The 18,595-nt window shown below is 67.8% G+C and carries 15 protein-coding genes; all 15 read left to right on the top strand.

Annotated elements, in window-relative coordinates; genetic code table 11:
* Positions 1-92: 92 nt before the first annotated feature.
* The 15 genes from PFLCHA0_RS14690 to PFLCHA0_RS14620 all read left to right on the top strand — a co-directional run bounded on the left by PFLCHA0_RS14690 (position 93) and on the right by PFLCHA0_RS14620 (position 18,586).
* Positions 93-542: a DUF411 domain-containing protein gene (locus tag PFLCHA0_RS14690; RefSeq protein WP_015635530.1), complete on the top strand. Its 450-nt coding sequence runs from the start codon at positions 93-95 to the stop codon at positions 540-542.
* Positions 539-976 carry a YqaA family protein gene (locus tag PFLCHA0_RS14685; RefSeq protein ID WP_015635529.1) on the top strand — a complete coding sequence of 146 codons (438 nt, stop codon included), beginning with the start codon at positions 539-541 and terminating at the stop codon, positions 974-976. Before PFLCHA0_RS14690 ends, PFLCHA0_RS14685 begins: the two co-directional genes overlap by 4 nt.
* A gap of 179 nt (positions 977-1,155) precedes the next feature.
* Positions 1,156-2,166 carry an alpha/beta fold hydrolase gene (locus tag PFLCHA0_RS14680; RefSeq protein ID WP_015635528.1) on the top strand — a complete coding sequence of 337 codons (1,011 nt, stop codon included), beginning with the start codon at positions 1,156-1,158 and terminating at the stop codon, positions 2,164-2,166.
* A 15-nt stretch (positions 2,167-2,181) separates the two neighbouring features.
* Positions 2,182-3,135: a D-2-hydroxyacid dehydrogenase family protein gene (locus PFLCHA0_RS14675; RefSeq protein ID WP_015635527.1), complete on the top strand. Its 954-nt coding sequence runs from the start codon at positions 2,182-2,184 to the stop codon at positions 3,133-3,135.
* A 550-nt stretch (positions 3,136-3,685) separates the two neighbouring features.
* Positions 3,686-5,254 carry a glycogen synthase GlgA gene (gene glgA, locus PFLCHA0_RS14670; protein ID WP_011061176.1) on the top strand — a complete coding sequence of 523 codons (1,569 nt, stop codon included), beginning with the start codon at positions 3,686-3,688 and terminating at the stop codon, positions 5,252-5,254.
* A gap of 13 nt (positions 5,255-5,267) precedes the next feature.
* A complete protein-coding gene (treZ, locus tag PFLCHA0_RS14665; RefSeq protein ID WP_015635526.1) occupies positions 5,268-7,064 on the top strand; it encodes a malto-oligosyltrehalose trehalohydrolase in 1,797 nt (598 codons plus the stop codon).
* A complete protein-coding gene (malQ, locus tag PFLCHA0_RS14660) occupies positions 7,061-9,142 on the top strand; it encodes a 4-alpha-glucanotransferase (RefSeq protein WP_015635525.1) in 2,082 nt (693 codons plus the stop codon). Before treZ ends, malQ begins: the two co-directional genes overlap by 4 nt.
* The gene (locus PFLCHA0_RS14655) at positions 9,139-11,919 is read left to right on the top strand and encodes a malto-oligosyltrehalose synthase (protein ID WP_015635524.1); all 2,781 of its coding nucleotides are present in this window, start codon (positions 9,139-9,141) and stop codon (positions 11,917-11,919) included. Before malQ ends, PFLCHA0_RS14655 begins: the two co-directional genes overlap by 4 nt.
* A 21-nt stretch (positions 11,920-11,940) precedes the next feature.
* Positions 11,941-12,240 carry a DUF2934 domain-containing protein gene (locus PFLCHA0_RS14650; RefSeq protein WP_015635523.1) on the top strand — a complete coding sequence of 100 codons (300 nt, stop codon included), beginning with the start codon at positions 11,941-11,943 and terminating at the stop codon, positions 12,238-12,240.
* A gap of 113 nt (positions 12,241-12,353) precedes the next feature.
* Positions 12,354-14,513 (top strand): glycogen debranching protein GlgX, encoded by a 2,160-nt coding sequence (glgX, locus tag PFLCHA0_RS14645; protein WP_011061171.1) that lies wholly within the window; start codon positions 12,354-12,356, stop codon positions 14,511-14,513.
* Positions 14,514-14,515: 2 nt separating this feature from the next.
* On the top strand, positions 14,516-15,532 hold the full coding sequence (locus PFLCHA0_RS14640; protein ID WP_015635522.1) for an acyl-CoA dehydrogenase family protein: 1,017 nt from the start codon (positions 14,516-14,518) through the stop codon (positions 15,530-15,532).
* Entirely contained in the window at positions 15,529-16,287 is a 759-nt protein-coding gene (locus PFLCHA0_RS14635) for a PIG-L deacetylase family protein (protein ID WP_011061169.1), read from the top strand. Before PFLCHA0_RS14640 ends, PFLCHA0_RS14635 begins: the two co-directional genes overlap by 4 nt.
* Entirely contained in the window at positions 16,284-16,883 is a 600-nt protein-coding gene (locus tag PFLCHA0_RS14630) for a class I SAM-dependent methyltransferase (protein WP_011061168.1), read from the top strand. The genes PFLCHA0_RS14635 and PFLCHA0_RS14630 overlap by 4 nt, the downstream gene beginning before the upstream one ends.
* On the top strand, positions 16,880-17,545 hold the full coding sequence (locus PFLCHA0_RS14625) for a glycosyltransferase family 2 protein (RefSeq protein ID WP_015635520.1): 666 nt from the start codon (positions 16,880-16,882) through the stop codon (positions 17,543-17,545). Before PFLCHA0_RS14630 ends, PFLCHA0_RS14625 begins: the two co-directional genes overlap by 4 nt.
* 282 nt (positions 17,546-17,827) lie before the next feature.
* Positions 17,828-18,586, top strand: coding sequence for a PIG-L deacetylase family protein (locus PFLCHA0_RS14620; RefSeq protein WP_011061166.1), 759 nt, complete (start codon positions 17,828-17,830; stop codon positions 18,584-18,586).
* Positions 18,587-18,595 lie beyond the last annotated feature (9 nt).

The raw sequence follows: 18,595 nt of genomic DNA, 5'->3' as shown, positions 1-18,595 counted from the left end.
AAAAAACCGCAAAATGCACCACCCCGAGCGTGCAACCGCGGGTGGCCGGCCATGCCACCCTTCCTTATTGATCAGCGACAAAGAGACTTTCGATGAACACCTCACTGCGTCTGGCGGCCCTGTCCGCCCTGCTGATCAGCTCCCTGGCCCAGGCTGGAGAACTGATTCCCATCGACGTGCACCGCGACGCCAACTGCGGCTGCTGCAAAAAGTGGATCGAGCACCTGCAGGACAACGGCTTTGCCGTGACCGACCACGTGGAAAGCAACATGAGCGCGGTCAAGCAGCGGCTCGGCGTCGCCCCGCGCCTGGGCTCCTGCCATACCGCGGTGATCGACGGCAAGTTCGTCGAGGGCCACGTGCCGGCCGAACAGGTGCTGGCCCTGCGCAAGCGCGATGACCTGCTGGGCATCGCCGCCCCGGGCATGCCCATGGGCTCCCCCGGGATGGAAATGGACGGCATGGGCGCCGATGCCTTCCAGGTCATCGGCCTGACCCGCGAGGGCAAGGACGTGGTCGTCGCGGACTACCCGGCCCGTTGATCTTCGGCGCCTACTTCGGCCTGTTCCTGGCGGCGTTCGGCGCCGCCACCCTGCTGCCCCTGCAATCGGAAGCGCTGCTGGTGGGGTTGCTGCACAACAGCCAACTGGCAGTGCTCGGGCTGTGGCTGGTGGCGACCCTGGGCAATGTCCTGGGCTCGCTGGTCAACTGGTGGCTGGGCCAGCGCCTGGAACACTACAAGGAGCGCCGCTGGTTTCCGGTCAGCTCGCGTCACCTGGAGCGGGCCCGGGGGCCTTACCAACGCTATGGCCACTGGACGCTCCTGCTGAGCTGGATGCCGCTGATCGGCGATCCGCTGACCCTGGTGGCCGGCGTCATGGGCGAACCCCTCAAGCGCTTCCTGCTGCTGGTCACCCTGGCCAAGGGCGCGCGCTACGCCGTGCTGGCGTGGCTGACCCTGGGCTGGATCGGCTGAGCGCCCGCAGCTCCCCATCACCGCGCAGGAGCTGGCTTGCCAGCGAAAGTGCCCGCCCCCGCAACCACCTGCCTCAAGGCCTTCCTTGTCGGCAAGCCGACGCCCAGGGTTTGCCTGTGGCTTAACGTCGCCCTAATCCGGCGGCTACAGCATCGCCCGCAACCTTGCGGAGTGTCCTTATGCCCCTTGCTACCCCTCGCTGGCTCAGTGCCTTGCTGCTGCCCCTGGCCCTGCCTGCCCTCGCCGCCCAGGGGCCGGTCTACGGTCCCGAACTGCAGGGCTTCGACTACCCCTATCCCTTGCAGCATTTCAGCTTTGTGTCCCAGGGCCAGGCACTGCAGATGGGCTATATGGATGTACCGCCCCAGAGCCCGGCCAACGGGCGCAGCCTGGTACTGATGCATGGCAAGAACTTCTGCGGCGCCACCTGGGAGGGCTCGATCAAGGCCCTGAGCGCCGCAGGCTACCGGGTGATAGTCCCGGACCAGATCGGCTTCTGTACCTCCAGCAAGCCCGAACACTACCAGTACAGCTTCCAGCAACTGGCGCAGAACACCCATCAACTGCTGGCCAAACTTGGCGTCAGCCAGGCCAGCCTGCTGGGCCATTCCACCGGTGGCATGCTGGCCACCCGCTACGCCCTGCAATACCCCGATCAGGTACGGCAACTGGCCCTGGTCAACCCCATCGGCCTGGAAGACTGGAAAGCCCTGGGCGTGCCCTGGCGCAGCGTCGACCAGTGGTACCAGCGCGAGCTGAAGCAGACCGCCGAGGGTATCCGCCGCTACGAGCAGCAGACCTATTACGCCGGCCGCTGGAAGGCCGAGTACCAGCGCTGGGTGGACATGCTCGCCGGCCTCAACCAGGGCCCCGGCAAGCGCCTGGTGGCGTGGAACTCGGCGCTGATCTACGACATGATCTTCAGCCAGCCGGTGTACTACGAATTCCAGGACCTGAAGATGCCGACCCTGCTGCTGATCGGCACCGCCGACACCACCGCCATCGGCAGCGATATCGCGCCGCCCGAGGTCAAGGCGCGCATCGGCCACTACCAGGACCTGGGCAAGCAGGTGGCGCAGCGCATCCCCCATTCGACCCTGGTGCAGTTCCCGGGGCTGGGCCACGCACCGCAAATGGAACAACCCGAGCCTTTCCACCAGGCCCTGCTGGGCTGGTTGAAGCAACCCTGAGCCAGGAGCCCGAACATGGCACTAGAGATTGCGGTAATCGATGATTGGCAGGACGTAGCGCGCGAGGTAGTGGACTGGTCGGTGCTCGATAGCATCGGCCGGGTCAGCTTCCTTCACGACTACCCGGCAGACCCCGCCACCCTGGCCCGGCGCCTGCAACCGTTCCAGGTGATCTGCGTGATGCGCGAGCGCACCCGGTTCGATGAAACCCTGCTACGCAGCCTGCCGCAGCTCAAGCTGCTGCTCACCGGCGGCATGCGCAACGCCGCCATCGACCTCAAGGCGGCCAGCGCCCTGGGGATCCAGGTGTGCGGCACCGACAGCTACAAGCACGCCGCGCCGGAGCTGACCTGGGCCCTGCTCATGGCCCTGAGCCGCAACCTGCTGAGCGAAGCCTGCGCCCTGCGCGCAGGCGATTGGCAACAGGGCCTGGGGGGTGATCTGCACGGCAAGACCCTGGGCATTCTCGGCCTGGGCAGCATCGGCCAACGGGTGGCGCAATTCGGCCAGGTGTTCGGCATGCGGGTGATTGCCTGGAGCGAGAACCTCACCGCTGAACGCGCGACCGCGGCCGGCGTGACCCATGTCGACAAGCAGCAACTGTTCGAACAAGCCGATGTGCTCTCGGTGCACCTGGTGCTCAGCGAGCGCAGCCGTGGCCTGGTGGACGCCCAGGCCCTGGCGTGGATGAAGCCCGGGGCGCTGCTGGTCAATACCGCCCGCGGGCCGATTGTCGATGAAGCCGCGCTGATTGCCGCCCTGGAACAGGGCCGGCTGGCGGGGGCCGCACTGGATGTGTTCGAGCAGGAACCCTTGCCTGCCAACCACCCCTTGCGGCGCTTGCCCAATGTTCTGGCCACGCCCCATGTCGGCTATGTCAGCCGGCAGAACTACCAGCAGTTCTTCGGCCAGATGATCGAAGACCTGCAAGCCTGGCACGCCGGCCAGCCGATCCGCCTGCTCAACTGAAAGCCCCCCGTGGCGATCGCCAGGCAAGGTCCTGCGCAGCTTTTCGCAGGCTCGGCGGCGACCAGGCTCGCAGGGACGCTGGGCGCAGGAGCCCGCCTGTGCCCGTTCTTTGGGCGGCGCCGCACCACAACGGCACCGGCCCCCGGCAGCCCCTCCCCATTTTCGCCCCCGGGCCGCAACGGCCCCGCTCCCGGGCAGTGCATGGCCGACCTTTCGTCGGGACGCGTTCGCCGCCCGCCCTGCCAACCCCGGGAAACACCCACCTCCCCCGGCACCGCTCTAGGTTCTGTCCTAGACTGAATTTCGCACTGTGACCGGGCAGTCACATTCACCGAGAAAAAGTCGAAACTTTTCGCTTCGGCCCAAGGTCAGGTTAAAGGTAGGGTCGCTGCCACTGGTGCATTCCTTGCAACGGCTCCTCCACCCTTTCTGCTTCCACGCTCGAGCAGCGCAGGCTGATCGACGTGTGGCGCGTTTGCGCCCGGCCACAGGAATTGGCCACGCGCGGCGCTCGAGACACCAGAACAGATCAATAAAACGGGAGAGACACATGATCAGCGCCGTATTGGACACTCAGGGAGATCACCCTCAACAGCAGGCCGGCGACCGCGCCGCCCCCTCGGTTCCGGTCCCTGGGAACAAGACGGTGCTGCCGCTGGCGCGGCCCAATCCCAACCGCAAGCGAGTGCTGTTCGTCACTTCGGAAATCGCCGACCTGGTGAAGACCGGCGGCCTGGGCGACGTCTCTGCCGCCCTGCCCAGGGCCATGGCCCACCTGCACGATGTGCGGGTACTGATCCCCGGCTACCCCCAGGTGCTGCATAGCGAAAACCCGATCCACATCATCGGGGAGCTGGGTGGCCACGCGGCACTGCCGGCCTGCAAGATCGGGCGCATGGACATGCCCGACGGCCTGGTGATCTACGTGCTGATCTGCCCGGAACTCTACGAGCGCGAAGGCACGCCCTACGGCGCCAACAACGGCCGCGACTGGCCGGACAACCATATCCGCTTCGCCCGCCTGGGGCTGGCCGCCGCCGACATCGCGGCCAACCTGGCGCAGATCCACTGGTGCCCCGACCTGGTGCACGCCCATGACTGGCCCGCCGGGCTGGCGCCGGCCTACATGCACTGGCGCGGGCAACGCACGCCGACCCTGTTCACCATTCATAACCTGGCCTATCAGGGCGTGGTCAGCCTGGCCTCGTGCCCGGAACTGGGCATCCCCGAGCATGCCCTGCAACAGGAAGGCATGGAGTTCTACGGCAAGCTGTCGTTCCTCAAGGCCGGCATGGCCTACGCCAGCCACATCACCACGGTGAGCGCCACCTATGCCCAGGAAATCACCACCCCGGCCTTCGGTTGCGGGCTTGACGGCTTCCTCGCCAGCAAGACCCAACAGGGCCTGCTCAGCGGCATCCCCAACGGCATCGATGAAAGCTGGGACGCCGCCACCGACGCCCACCTGCTCACGCCTTTCAGCATCGGCGACTGGGACGGCAAGGCAGCCAACGCCGCCCATGTGCGGCAGATGTTCGGCCTTGACGCCTCCAGCGGCCCGCTGTTTGCCGTGGTCTCGCGGCTGGTCTACCAGAAAGGCCTGGACCTGACCGAAGCGGTGGCCGAGTTCATCGTGCAGTCCGGCGGTCAGATCGCCATCATCGGCCGCGGCGAGCCGGAGGAAGAACAGTCCATGCGCGCCCTGGCCCGGCGCTTCCCCGGCCGCATCGGGGTGCACATCGGCTTCAACGAGACCGACGCCCGGCGCATGTTCGCCGGCAGCGATTTCCTGCTCATGCCCTCGCGCTACGAGCCCTGCGGCCTGAGCCAGATGTATGCCCAGCGCTTCGGCTCGCTGCCGGTGGCGCGCAACACCGGCGGCCTGGCGGACACCATCGAGAACGGCGTCACCGGTTTCCTCTTCGACGAATCCACCGTGGCCAGCTACCAGGAAGCCCTGACCCGGGCCTTCAAGGTGTTCGCCTACCCGGCGCTGCTCAATGCCATGCGCTGCCGGGCCATGGCCGCGCCCTTCAACTGGTGCAAGGCGGTGGAACCCTACGCCGAACTCTACGAGCAACTGGTGGCCAAGGCCCTGGGACAGGCCGCCCGACAGTAAGAGGCAAGGACCGATGCCCCCAAGCACGCTGCACACCTGGACTCATGGCGCGCGGCTGCTGGATGCCGAGCACACCCGGTTCGCCCTGTGGGCGCCGGATGCGCGCTGCGTCAGCGTCGAACTGGCGGACGGCCAGTCGCTGCCCATGCAGCCCCAGCCCGAAGGCTGGTTCATGACCCAGGCGCGCTGCCCCGCGGGCAGCGCTTACCGTTTCAATATCGACGAGCGGATCCAGGTCCCCGACCCGGCGTCCCGGGCCCAGCTCGGTGATGTCCACGGGCCAAGCCTGGTGGTGGACCCCGAGCGCTATCAATGGCAGCACCCGCAGTGGCGCGGCCGGCCCTGGCACGAGGCGGTGATCTACGAACTCCACGTGGGGGTCATGGGCGGCTATCAGGCGGTGCAGCAAGCCCTGCCGGCCCTGGTGGAACTGGGGGTGACCGCCATCGAGCTGATGCCCCTGGCGGAGTTTCCCGGCGAACGCAACTGGGGCTACGACGGCGTGCTGCCCTACGCCCCGGAAGCCTCCTATGGTTCGCCCGACGAGCTGCGCGCGCTGATCGATACCGCCCATGGCCTGGGCCTGGCAGTGATCCTCGATGTGGTCTACAACCACTTCGGCCCCGACGGCAACTACTTGCAGGAGTACGCCCAGGGCTTCTTTCGCCAGGACCTGCACACCCCCTGGGGCGCCGCCATCGACTTTCGCCGCCCGCAGGTCAGCGAGTTCTTTATCGACAACGCCCTGATGTGGCTGCTGGAGTACCGTTTCGACGGCCTGCGCCTGGACGCGGTGCACGCCATCGACGATCCGGATTTCCTGCGGCAACTGGCGCAGCGGGTCCGCCAGGCAGTGCCACCCGATCGCCATGTGTGGCTCAACCTGGAGAACGAGTTCAATCAGGCCAGCCTGCTGCAACAAGGCTTCGACGCACAGTGGAACGACGACGGCCACAACGCCCTGCATGTGCTGCTGACCGGCGAAACCGACGCCTACTACGCCGACTTCGCCGAGCAGCCCACTGAGCAACTGGCCCGCTGCCTGAGCCAGGGTTTCGCCTTCCAGGGCCATGCCAACCGCCATGGCGAGGCCCGCGGCGAACCCAGCGGGCACCTGCCGCCCAGCGCCTTTGTGCTGTTTCTGCAGAACCATGACCAGATCGGCAACCGGGCCTTTGGCGAACGCCTCAACCAACTGGCGCCGACCCAGGCCCTGCACGCGGCCACGGTGCTGTTGCTGCTGTCACCGATGATTCCGCTGCTGTTCATGGGCGACGAAGTGGCCGCCCAGGAACCATTCCTGTTCTTCACCAGCCACCAGGGCCAGTTGGCCGAAGCGGTGCGCGAGGGCCGGCGCAACGAATTCGCCGCCTTCAGTGCCTTCGCCGACGCCGGGCAGCGCCAGCGCATTCCCGACCCCAACGCCGCCTCGACCTTCCAGGCCTCACGCCCACGGGCCCAGTCCCGACAGGCCGAGGCCACCCGCGAGCTGTACCGCAGCCTGTTGCAGATCCGCCGCCGAGAGCTGGTTCCGCGCCTGCCCGGCGCCCGAGCCCTGGGCTGCCAGGTACTGGCCGAGGGCGCCCTGAGTGCGCGCTGGCGCCTGGGGGACGGCAGCCTGTTGCGCATCGACCTCAACCTCGGCCCGCATCAGGTCGAACTGGCCGCCGAGGCCGCACCGCAGCTGTGCTTCGAATATCCGCCGCACACCCTCAAGCACTGGTGCCAGGGCCAACTGCCTGCCTACAGCGTGCTGGTGCTGCTGGCCCCCACCTCTTCCCCGACCGACCCAGATGGAGAATGCCTATGAGCGATGCGCAACTGGAACTGCTTGCCAGCCGCGCCGGCCTGGCAGTGGACTGGATCGATGCCAACGGCCGTGCCCAGAAGGTCGAGGACCGGGTCCTGCGGGCTGTCCTGGCCGGCCTGGGGCATCCGGCCGAAGACCCGCAGCAGGTCGAACAGAGCCTGCTGCAATTGCAAGGGGTGCAACAGAGCCGGCACCTGCCACCGCTGCTGACCGCCGACCACGGCCAGAGCCTGGACCTGGCGCGCTACTTCCCCCCGCACACGGCCTGTGTCCTGCGGCTGGAGGATGGCAGCCCGCTGCACCTGGACCTGGATGCCGAGAGCCGGCTGCCGGGCTCGATTCCGGTGGGTTACCACGCCGTGAGTATCGACGACGAACACTTTGTCCTGGCAGTGGCCCCCGAACGCTGCTTCAGCGTGGCCGACGCCGTGCACCAGCCCACCCCGCGGGCCTGGGGCCTCAGCGTGCAGCTGTACGCCCTGCGCCGCCCCGGCGATGGCGGTTTCGGCGATACCCAGGCCTTGGAAGAACTGGCGCGCCAGGCCGCCGAACGCGGTGCCGATGCCCTGGCCATCAGCCCGCTGCACGCCATGTTCAGCAGCGACCCGCTGCGCTACAGCCCCTATTCGCCTTCCAGCCGGCTGTTCCTCAACAGCCTGTATGCCGCCCCTGGCGCGATCCTCGGCGACCGCGCCTGGCGCACCGCGATCGAAGCCTGTGGCCTGGGCGAACAACTGCAGGACCTGGAACAGTTGCCGCTGATCGACTGGCCCCTGGCGGCCCAGGCCAAGTTGCAGGCACTGCGGGCGCTGTATGAAGGCTTCTGCCAGGGCGAGCACCCGCTGCACGAGGACTTCGCCAGCTACCGCCGGGCAGCCGGCGAGGCCCTGGAAAACCACTGCCGCTTCGAAGCCATCCAGGCCCAGCGCGCCGCCCGTGGCGAGGACCTGGACTGGCGTCACTGGCCGCCGCAATGGCGTGATCCGGCCAGTCCGGCCCTGGCTCATTTCGCCGATGAACAGGCCCACGAAATCGGCTTCCATGCCTTTTGCCAGTGGCTGATCGCCCGCAGCCTGGAGCGAGCGCAAAGCGCGGCCCGCAGCGGCGGCATGGGCATCGGCCTGATCGCCGACCTGGCGGTGGGCGCCGACGGCGGCGGCAGCCAGGCCTGGAGCCGGCAGGAGCAGTTACTGGCCAACCTGACGGTGGGCGCGCCACCGGACATCCTCAACCGCCAGGGCCAGAGCTGGGGGATATCGGCCTTTTCCCCGGAAGGCCTGCAACGCCACGGTTTCCGCGCCTTCATCGAAATGCTCAGGGCCAACTTCGCCCATGCCGGGGGCCTGCGCATCGACCATGTGATGGGCCTGCAACGGCTGTGGGTGATTCCCCTGGGCGCGCCCCCCAGCGATGGCGCCTACCTCTATTACCCGGTGGACGACCTGCTGCGCCTGCTGACCCTGGAATCCCATCGCCACCAGGCCATAGTGCTGGGCGAAGACCTGGGCACAGTGCCCGACGGGCTGCGGGAAAAACTTGCCGCCCGGGCCATGCTCGGCATGCGTGTGCTTTTGTTCGAACAGGACCACGGCTGCCACTTCAAGCCCATCCTCGACTGGCCGGACAATGCCCTGGCCACCACCAGCACCCATGACCTGCCGACCCTCAACGGCTGGTGGCATGGCCGCGATATCGACTGGAACCAGCGCCTGGGCCTGGTGGACGAAGCGGCGGCGCGGCACTGGCGCGAACACCGCCAGCACGAACGCAACGGCCTGCGCCACGCCCTGGCCCAGGACCCGCAGAACTTTCGCGAGGAAAGCCACGAGGCCGACCAGGTGGTAGACGCCAGCGTGCGTTTCCTCGGCCACACCCGGGCGCCCCTAGTGCTGCTGCCCCTGGAGGACGCCCTGGGCATCGACGAACAGGCCAACCTGCCCGGCACCCTCGACAGCCACCCCAACTGGCGCCGGCGCCTGGCCACTGCCAGCCGGCGCCTGCTGGACGACAGCGACGCGGCGCGGCGCCTGGAGCTGCTGGCCTGTGCCCGGCAGCAGGCCCTGGAGCGTGACCGATGAGCCCGCCAGCCACGCCAATGCCACGGGCCACCCTGCGCCTGCAATTTCACCAGGGCTTCACCCTGGATCATGCGCTGCCCCTGGTGCCCTACTTCGCCGGCCTGGGCCTCAGCCACCTCTACGCCTCGCCACTGCTCTGCGCGCGGGCCGGTTCCATGCACGGCTACGACGTGGTGGACCCCACCCGGGTCAACCCCGAGCTGGGGGGCGAGGCGGCCCTGGTACGGCTGGTGGATGCCCTGCGCCAGCACGGCATGGGCCTGATCCTGGATATCGTCTCCAACCACATGGCGGTGGGCGGCAATGACAACCCCTGGTGGCTGGACCTGCTGCAATGGGGGCGCCTGAGCCCGTACGGTGAGTTCTTCGATATCCAGTGGCATTCCCCGGACCCGCTGATGGAAGGCCAGTTGTTGCTGCCCTTCCTCGGCAGCGACTATGGGCAGGCCTTGCAGGAAGGCAGCCTGCAACTGCAGCTGGACGACGATCGCTGCGGTTTCCATGTTCGCCACTATGAACACTGTTTCCCCATCTGCCCCGCCGACTTCGGGGAACTGCTGCGCCTCGCCGGCCCGCCGGATGCCGCCCAGGCCCTCAAGCCCCTGGCCGACAGCTTTGCCGCCCTGCGTTTCAGCGGCGACGCCCACGCCCAGGCACAACCGCTGCAGCAGGCCCTGGGCCAACTGTTGCAGCAACCGGCGCTGCACCAGGCCGTCACCGCCCACCTGCAAGGCTACGACTCACGCCACGACGAAGGTTTCCAGCGCCTGCACCATCTGCTGGAGCAACAGAGCTATCGCCTGGCCAGCTGGCGCACCGCCGCCGACGACATCAACTGGCGACGCTTCTTCGACGTCAACGAGCTGGGCGGGCTGCGGGTCGAGCGCCCGGCGGTGTTCGAAGCCACCCACGGCAAGATCTTCGAGCTGATCCAGCGTGGCCTGGTGGACGGCCTGCGCATCGACCATATCGACGGTCTGGCCGACCCTCGCAGCTATTGCCGCAAGCTGCGGCGCCGGATCGACCGCCTGCGCCCGGGCCAGCACCTGCCGATCTACGTCGAGAAGATCCTCGGCGCCGGGGAAACCCTGCACCGCGACTGGGGCGTGGATGGCAGCACCGGCTATGAGTTCATGAACCAACTGTCGCTGCTGCAGCAGGCCCCTGCAGGCCAGCCGGTGCTGGCCGAACTGTGGAGCCGGCACAGCCAGCGCCCCGCGGCGTTCGCCGAAGAGGCACTGCTGGCCCGTCAGCAGATTCTCAACGGCTCCCTGGCCAGCGATTTTGAAAGCGTGGCCCAGGCCCTGTTGCAGGTGGCTCGCCTGGACCTGATGAGCCGCGACCTGACCCTGGGGGCCATCCGCCGCGCCTTGCAGGAACTGATCGTGCACTTCCCGGTGTACCGCACCTATATCAGCGCCTGTGGCCGCGGGCAGCAGGACCAGCAGTTGTTCCAGCAGGCCCTGGACGGCGCGCGACAGAGCCTGGGCGAGGCCGACAGGCCGGTGCTCGACTGCCTGGAGCGCTGGCTCGGCGGCCAGGGCTGGCGCCAGCAGCCACCGGGCCGTGGGCGCAAGCTGCTGCGCCACGCCTGCGTGCGTTTCCAGCAACTGACTTCGCCCGCCGCGGCCAAGGCCGTGGAAGACACCGCCTTCTACCGCTCGGCGGTACTGCTGGCGCGCAACGACGTGGGCTTCAACAGCGAACAGTTCAGTGCGCCGATCACCGCCTTCCACACGGCCTGCCAGCAACGCCTGGCCAGCTTCCCCGACAACCTGCTGACCAGCGCCACCCACGACCACAAACGGGGCGAGGACAGCCGCGCGCGCCTGGCGGTACTCAGCGAACGGGCCCCCTGGTATGCCGCCCAGGTAGAGCACTGGCGCACCCTGGCCGCGCCCCTGCGCCAGCAGGCGGATGCGCCTTCGGCGGGGGACGAATTGATCCTTTACCAGACCCTGCTGGGCAGTTGGCCCCTGGAACTGGCTGCCGAGGATCAGGCGGCCCTGCAAGGCTATGGACAAAGGATCTGGCAATGGCAGCTCAAGGCCCTGCGCGAGGCCAAGCTGCAAAGCAGCTGGGCGGCGCCCAACGCAGAATACGAAGAGGCCGTGCAGGCCTTTGTCCAGGCCCTGCTGCTGGCGCCCCAGGGCCTGGCATTGCGCCAGTCGATTGCCGCGGCGGCCCGGGCCATTGCCCCGGCGGGCGCCCTCAACAGCCTGGCGCAAACCTTGCTGCGCATGACCGTGCCTGGGGTCCCCGACCTGTACCAGGGCAACGAGTTCTGGGATTTCAGCCTGGTGGACCCGGATAACCGCCGGCCGGTGGATTACCCGGCCCGGCAGGCGGCCCTGGAGCGCAGCGGCGAACCGCGCCAGTGGCTGGCCCAGTGGCACGACGGACGCATCAAGCAAGCCTTGATCGCCCGCACCCTGAACCTGCGCGGCCAGTACCCGGAGCTGTTTCGCCGGGGCCGCTACCAGCCGCTGCCGGTGCTTGGCCAACATGCCGGGCGGGTCCTGGCGTTCATGCGCGAGCACGGTGCACAACGGGCAGTGGTGATAGTGCCGGTGCAGGTCGCCGGCCTCCTGGGAGATCGCGCAATGCCCTTGATCGAGGGGCCGCTGTGGGGCGATACCCGGGTGCAGCTACCGTTCGACGCCTCGGGGCAAAAGCTGAATGGACTTTTTTCCACGGTGGCAGTCACACCCCACAGGGAGCTGATGCTTAGCGCCGCACTGCAAGACTTTGCGCTCAACCTTTTGATTCAACCTTGAATTCAGTCCAGGAGCATTGCGATGAGTACCGACGACAAACGCATTCGTGAATTCGCTTATCAGATCTGGGAGTCGGAAGGTAAGCCGGAGGGCCAGGAAGCCCGGCACTGGGACATGGCCCGCAAGCTCGCCGAGGCCGAAGCCCTGGCTCCAAGCACGCCACCCAAGGCCGGCAAGGCCAAGCCTGCGACCGGAAAGCCCGCCGCCAAGAGCGCGGCCAAGCCCAAGGCCAAGTCGGCCGCCGCCGTGGTAGTGCCCCCGGGAGAAAAACCCGCGGCGGCGAAGAAGCCCCGGGCGCCGCGCAAACCGCCGGCCAACTGACACCCGCCGGCCATCTCGTCCTCGTCAACCCGTGGCGCGCCCGCGCGCCATAAGGGTCGCGCTCGCCCTGAAGAAAGGGCCCGGCCCGTCACCGTCTCACTGCAGGAGCAACCATGAGCAGATCCAAGCAGCCCGCCGCCACTCCCGAGAGCGAACCCTCGCGCATTCGTGAAGGCCTGCCCTTCCCCCTCGGCGCCACCTGGGACGGCCTGGGGGTCAACTTCGCGCTGTTCTCGGCCAATGCCACCAAGGTCGAGCTCTGTGTGTTCGATGATGCCGGCGAAGTGGAACTCGAACGCATCGAACTTCCGGAATACACCGACGAAATCTTCCACGGCTACCTGCCCGACGCTCACCCGGGGCTGATCTACGGCTACCGCGTGCACGGCCCCTACGACCCGGCCAACGGGCACCGTTTCAACCCCAACAAACTGCTGATCGACCCCTATGCCAAGCAACTGGTGGGCGAGCTGAAATGGTCCGAGGCGCTGTTCGGCTACACCATCGGCCACCCAGATGCCGACCTCAGTTTCGACGAGCGCGACAGCGCGCCCTTCGTGCCCAAGTGCAAGGTCATCGACCCGGCCCACACCTGGGGCAACGACCAGCGGGTCAGCGTGCCCTGGGACAAGACCATCATCTACGAGACCCATGTGCGCGGCTTCACCATGCGCCACCCTTCGGTGCCCGAGAACCTGCGGGGCAGCTTCGCCGGGCTGATGGTGGACGACGTGCTGGAGCACATCCGCAAGCTCGGGGTGTCGTCGGTGGAGCTGCTGCCGATCCACGCCTTCGTCAACGACCAGCACCTGCTGCACAAGGGCATGACCAACTACTGGGGCTACAACAGCATCGCCTTCTTCGCCCCCGACCCGCGCTACCTGGCCAGCGGCAAGATCGCCGAATTCAAGGAAATGGTCGCCCACCTGCACGAAGCCGGGCTGGAGGTGATCCTGGACGTGGTCTACAACCACACCGCCGAAGGCAACGAGCAAGGCCCGACCCTGTCCATGCGCGGCATCGACAACGCCTCCTACTACCGCCTGATGCCCGACGACAAGCGCTTCTACATCAACGATTCGGGCACCGGCAACACCCTGGACCTGAGCCACCCCTGCGTGCTGCAGATGGTCACCGACTCGCTGCGCTACTGGGCCACGGAAATGCACGTGGACGGCTTCCGCTTCGACCTGGCGACCATTCTCGGGCGTTACCACGACGGTTTCGACGAGCGCCACAGCTTCCTCGTGGCCTGCCGCCAGGACCCGGTGCTGCGCCAGGTGAAGATGATCGCCGAACCCTGGGACTGCGGCCCCGGCGGCTATCAGGTGGGCAACTTCCCGCCGGGCTGGGTGGAATGGAACGATCGCTTTCGCGACACCGTGCGCGCCTTCTGGAAGGGCGATGACGGCCAGCTGGCGGATTTTGCCGGGCGCATGACCGCCTCCGGCGAGATGTTCAACCAGCGCGGCCGCCGGCCCTACGCCTCGGTCAACTTCGTCACTGCCCACGACGGTTTCACCCTGCACGACCTGGTGTCCTACAACGACAAGCACAACGAAGCCAACGACGAGAACAACCAGGACGGCAGCAACAACAACCTGTCCTGGAACCACGGCGTCGAAGGCCCCAGCGACGACCCCGAGATCAACGCCCTGCGCCTGCGCCAGATGCGCAACTTCTTCGCCACCCTGCTACTGGCCCAGGGCACGCCGATGGTGGTGGCCGGCGACGAATTCGCCCGCACCCAGCACGGCAACAACAACGCCTACTGCCAGGACAGCGAGATCGGCTGGGTCAACTGGGAGCTGGATAACGACGGCAAGTCCCTGCTCAAGTTCGTCAAGCGCCTGATCAAGCTGCGCCTGAGCTACCCGATCCTGCGGCGCGGGCGCTTCCTGGTGGGCAGCTACAACGAGGACATCGGGGTCAAGGACGTCACCTGGCTGGCCCCCGACGGCAGCGAGATGACCACCGAGCACTGGCAGGACCCCCATGGTCGCTGCCTGGGCATGCTGCTGGACGGCCGCGCCCAGGAAACCGGGATCCGTCGCCCCGGGGCCGATGCCACGCTGCTGCTGGTGGTCAACGCCCACCACGACATCGTCAACTTCCGCCTGCCTGAGGTGCCCGCCGGGGAGTTCTGGACCTGCATGCTCGACACCAACCAGCCGGCGGTGCGCGGCCAGGAACGCTTTGCCTTCGGCCACGAGTATTCGGTGACCGGGCGCTCCCTGCTGCTGTTCGAACTGCAACATGAGGAAGAAGACTGAACATGGACCTGCAAGGCTTCCTGCATCACTCCCCCGACCTGGGGCATGCCGACACCCGCGCCCTGGGCCTGTGCCTGGACGCCCTGGTGGGCGCCGGGCTCGACCGCCTGCCACTGCCCGCCGGGGGCACCACCCTGCAACGCTGGCAGGCCCTGGCCAGGGTCGCCGGCCATGACCTGGGCCTGTGCAAGCTCTACGAGGGGCACACCGACGCCCTGGCGATCATGGCGGAACTGGGCTGCCCCGTGCCCCCCGGCACCACCTGGGGCACCTGGGCCGCGGAGCCGCCCCAGGCCCGCGTGCACGCCGTTGCCGATGGCCCGCACTGCCGGCTCAGCGGCACCAAGGCCTGGTGCTCGGGGGCCGAGGTGCTCAGCCATGCCCTGCTCACCGCCTGGGACGCCGACGGCCACCAACGCCTGGTGGCGGTGGCCCTGGACCAGCCCGGGGTGCAGGTCGAGAGCGGCAGTTGGCAAGCGGTGGGCATGGCCAGTACCGGCAGCCAGCGGGTTGACTTCCACGAGGCTCGTGGCCAATGGGTCGGCAGGCCGGATGACTACCTGCAGCGCCCGGGCTTCTGGCAAGGCGCCATCGGCATCGCCGCCTGCTGGCTGGGAGCCGCCCAGGCCATCGCACACCCCCTGCGCGAACACTGCGCCAAACGCGACGAGCCCCATGCCCTGGCCCACCTGGGGGCAGTGGACAGCGCCCTGCATCAGGCCGCCTGCGTGCTGCGCCACAGTGCCCGGCAGTTGGATCAGGCGCCCCAGGCCAACTGCCAGTTGCTGGCCCGGCGCGCCCGGGCGGTGACCGAGGCCAGCGTCGACAGCGTGCTGCACCACGTCGGCCGGGCGCTGGGCGCCGGCCCCTATTGCCTGGACCGGCACTTCGCCCGGCTGCTGGCGGACCTGCCGGTGTTCATCCGCCAGAGCCATGCCGAGCGTGACCTGGCCATTCTCGGGCAACAGCTGGCCAACGCCGCCCACGCTGCAGCGGACCCGGGAGGATGGCAACTGTGAAAGCCAATCCGATTGTCGGTCGCGGCACCTCGCTGCGGGCCTGGCAGGCTTCCTCGCAACTGCAGGCCATGGCCGCGGTGGATATTCGAACCCTGGTCCCGCAAGGAGCGCGGGCGGTGATTGTGGCCCCGCACCCGGACGATGAAATCCTCGGCTGTGGCGGCCTCCTGCAACTGCTGGCGGCGCAGGGGCGCGAGCTGCTGCTGATTTCGGTCACCGATGGTTGCGCCAGCCATCCCGGCTCCCGGCGCTGGCCGGTACAGCGCCTGAGCCAGGTACGGCCCCAGGAGTCCGCCGAAGGCTTGCGCCGCCTGGGCCTGCCGCTGCAGCGCATCACCTGGCTGCGCGCGGGCTTCGAGGACAGCCGCGTCGCCCGGGACGAAGCCGCCCTGACGCAGTTCATCCAGGGTTGCCTGCGCGCCGGTGACGTGCTGTTCAGCACCTGGTGCGAGGACGGCCACTGCGACCACGAAGCCGTGGGCCGGGCCAGCGCCCTGGCCGCCCGGGCCGCGGGCGCGAGCCTCAAGGAACTGCCGATCTGGACCTGGCACTGGGCCGATCCCGAGGGCCGGCAGCTGCCCTGGGAGCGGGCCCGCAAGGTGCTGCTCAGCCCTGCCCAGGTGGCCCGCAAGCGCCATGCCATCCACGCCTTTGCCAGCCAACTGGAGGGCGACCCGCAGATCGGCCTGGCGCCCGTGCTGGCACCGCACATCATCGAGCGTCTGCTGCAACCTTTTGAGGTGGTGTTCCTATGAGTGTCGACAGTCGCTATTTCGAAGGGCTGTTCGCCCGGGACCAGGACCCCTGGGCCTTTCGCCAGCGCTGGTATGAACAGCGCAAACGTGCAATCACCCTGGCCAGCCTGCCGCGCCGCCACTACCGGAGCATTTTCGAACCCGGCTGTGCCAACGGCGAACTCAGCGCCGAACTGGCCAGCCGCTGCGACAGCCTGCTGGCCTACGACACCGCGCGCAACGCGGTGGACCTGGCCCGGCAGCGCTTGCGCTCCTTCCCCCATGCCCGGGTGGAACACGGTCGCCTGCCCCAGGACTGGCCCAAGGGGCCCTTCGATCTGATCGTCATCAGCGAGATCGGCTATTACCTGGACGCCGCCGACCTGGCGCAACTGGTGGCACGGGCCCTGGGCTCCCTGGCCGCGGATGGCCAGCTACTGGCCTGCCACTGGCGCCCGCCCATTGCCGAGTGCCCCCTGGATGCCGGACAAGTGCACGAACTGCTCCATCGCCATTTGCAACTGCCACGCTTGCTGGAGCACCAGGAAGCGGACTTTCTCCTCGACCTCTGGGGCCGCGAAGCGGATTCGGTCGCGACCCTGGAGGGCCTGCGATGATCGGAGTGGTGATACCCGCCCATAACGAGGAGCAACTGCTGGCCGACTGCCTGCGCTGCGCCCTGAAAGCCGCCAGCCACCCCGAGCTCAATGAAGACGTGGCGATCCTGGTGGTGCTCGACAGCTGCTCCGACGGTTCTCTGGACATTGCCCGCCAGTTCGCCGTGCAACACCTGCAATTGCAGGTGCGCAATGTCGGACGGGCACGGGCCGCGGGCGCGCAGTTGCTGCTGCAGGCCGGCGCCCGCTGGCTGTCCTGTACCGATGCCGACAGCCGCGTACCCGAAGACTGGCTGGTGGCCCAACTGGCCCTGGGCGCCGACGCCGTCTGCGGCACCGTCACCGTCGACCGCTGGAGCGAAGGCTTCGAACCCCAGGCCCGGATCCGCTATCACGACGCCTACCAGGACAGCGATGGCCACCGGCACATCCATGGCGCCAACCTCGGCATCAGCGCTGCAGCCTATGTCCGCGCCGGCGGCTTCGAGGCCCTGGCCTGCCACGAGGATGTGCAGCTGGTGCGGCAGTTGCAGCGCTGCGGCGCCAGCATCGCCTGGAGCCGGCATCCGCAAGTGATTACCAGCGGGCGCCTGGATTCGCGGGCCAAAGGTGGGTTCGGCGATTACCTCAAGCGCCTGAACGAACCTTGCGCAGGGCTGTGAAGTACAGCATGGCATTGGTCAGTGCGCCTCCCCGGGGGGAGAATTGCCGTCTACCCTGTGACGGGCTTGGTAATCAGCAAATAAGCCTGGGCTGGCACTGCGTGGAAAGCTCCAGGCTGTGTATGATTACCCCCGAATCGCGGTGCTCCAAAGGTATGGGGCACCGGTACTTCACGCTGAGGCAGGTGCCAAGGAATCAGCGTGCGTGCAAACCCAGGGTCGCGACTGAACGGAGGTTCAACCGCTCTTGCCGTGGCCCGGAAAACAGGGATGTGACACCCCATGAAAGCCATACCCGCAATCGACAGCAACTGGCCCAGCCAAGTCTGGAACAGTGCCCGCAGCCTGGCCGAGGTGCCGGCCATCAATCTGGCCAACCTGGTTCCGGCCGGCTCCCGGGCAGTGATAGTCGCCCCTCACCCCGGTGACGAAGTGGTCGCCAGCGGCGGCCTGCTGCAAGTGCTGGCCCACCACGGCCACCCTCTGCAACTGATTTCCATCAGCGACGGCAGCGCCAGCCATCCCGGGTCGGAGCTGTGGCCCAAGCGCCGCCTGAGCGTGTTCCGGCCCCAGGAAAGCGCCGAAGCCCTGCGTCGCCTGGGCCTGCCCCTGCACAGCCTGAAGTGGATCCGCGGCGGCTTTGCCGACAGCGCCTTGAGCGAACGGGAACAGCAACTGGTGCCCTTCATCTGCCGCTACCTGCGCGACACCGACGTGGTGTTCAGCACCTGGCGCGCCGATGGCAACCTCGACCACGAAGCCGTGGGCCGGGCCACGGCCAAGGCCGCGAGCCTGGTGGGTGCGCGTTTTCATGAGATTCCGATCTGGGCCTGGCACTGGGCGGCCCGCGAGGAGCACCAGATCCCCTGGCAGCGTGCGCGCAAGCTGCGCCTGGACACCTGGACCGTGGCCCGCAAGCGCCACGCCGCCCACGCCTATGCCAGCCAGTTGCAGGGCGAGCCGGAGATCGGCCTGGAGCCGTCGCTGTCGCCGGTGCTGCTGGAGCGCCTGCGCCTGCCCTACGAGATCATCCTGATGTAGGCCTGCGTG

Source organism: Pseudomonas protegens CHA0, assembly GCF_000397205.1.
Classification (GTDB): domain Bacteria; phylum Pseudomonadota; class Gammaproteobacteria; order Pseudomonadales; family Pseudomonadaceae; genus Aquipseudomonas; species Aquipseudomonas protegens.
This window is presented reverse-complemented; position numbering and strand designations above follow the sequence as displayed.

Excerpts from the sequence above, each read along its gene's own strand:
- PFLCHA0_RS14680 (WP_015635528.1), top strand. The coding sequence starts at position 1,156 with ATGCCCCTTGCTACCCCTCGCTGGCTCAGTGCCTTGCTGCTGCCCCTG.
- PFLCHA0_RS14650 (WP_015635523.1), top strand. The coding sequence starts at position 11,941 with ATGAGTACCGACGACAAACGCATTCGTGAATTCGCTTATCAGATCTGG.
- treZ (WP_015635526.1), top strand. The coding sequence starts at position 5,268 with ATGCCCCCAAGCACGCTGCACACCTGGACTCATGGCGCGCGGCTGCTG.
- PFLCHA0_RS14675 (WP_015635527.1), top strand. The coding sequence starts at position 2,182 with ATGGCACTAGAGATTGCGGTAATCGATGATTGGCAGGACGTAGCGCGC.
- glgA (WP_011061176.1), top strand. The coding sequence starts at position 3,686 with ATGATCAGCGCCGTATTGGACACTCAGGGAGATCACCCTCAACAGCAG.
- glgX (WP_011061171.1), top strand. The coding sequence starts at position 12,354 with ATGAGCAGATCCAAGCAGCCCGCCGCCACTCCCGAGAGCGAACCCTCG.
- malQ (WP_015635525.1), top strand. The coding sequence starts at position 7,061 with ATGAGCGATGCGCAACTGGAACTGCTTGCCAGCCGCGCCGGCCTGGCA.
- PFLCHA0_RS14625 (WP_015635520.1), top strand. The coding sequence starts at position 16,880 with ATGATCGGAGTGGTGATACCCGCCCATAACGAGGAGCAACTGCTGGCC.
- PFLCHA0_RS14620 (WP_011061166.1), top strand. The coding sequence starts at position 17,828 with ATGAAAGCCATACCCGCAATCGACAGCAACTGGCCCAGCCAAGTCTGG.
- PFLCHA0_RS14690 (WP_015635530.1), top strand. The coding sequence starts at position 93 with ATGAACACCTCACTGCGTCTGGCGGCCCTGTCCGCCCTGCTGATCAGC.
- PFLCHA0_RS14640 (WP_015635522.1), top strand. The coding sequence starts at position 14,516 with ATGGACCTGCAAGGCTTCCTGCATCACTCCCCCGACCTGGGGCATGCC.
- PFLCHA0_RS14655 (WP_015635524.1), top strand. The coding sequence starts at position 9,139 with ATGAGCCCGCCAGCCACGCCAATGCCACGGGCCACCCTGCGCCTGCAA.
- PFLCHA0_RS14630 (WP_011061168.1), top strand. The coding sequence starts at position 16,284 with ATGAGTGTCGACAGTCGCTATTTCGAAGGGCTGTTCGCCCGGGACCAG.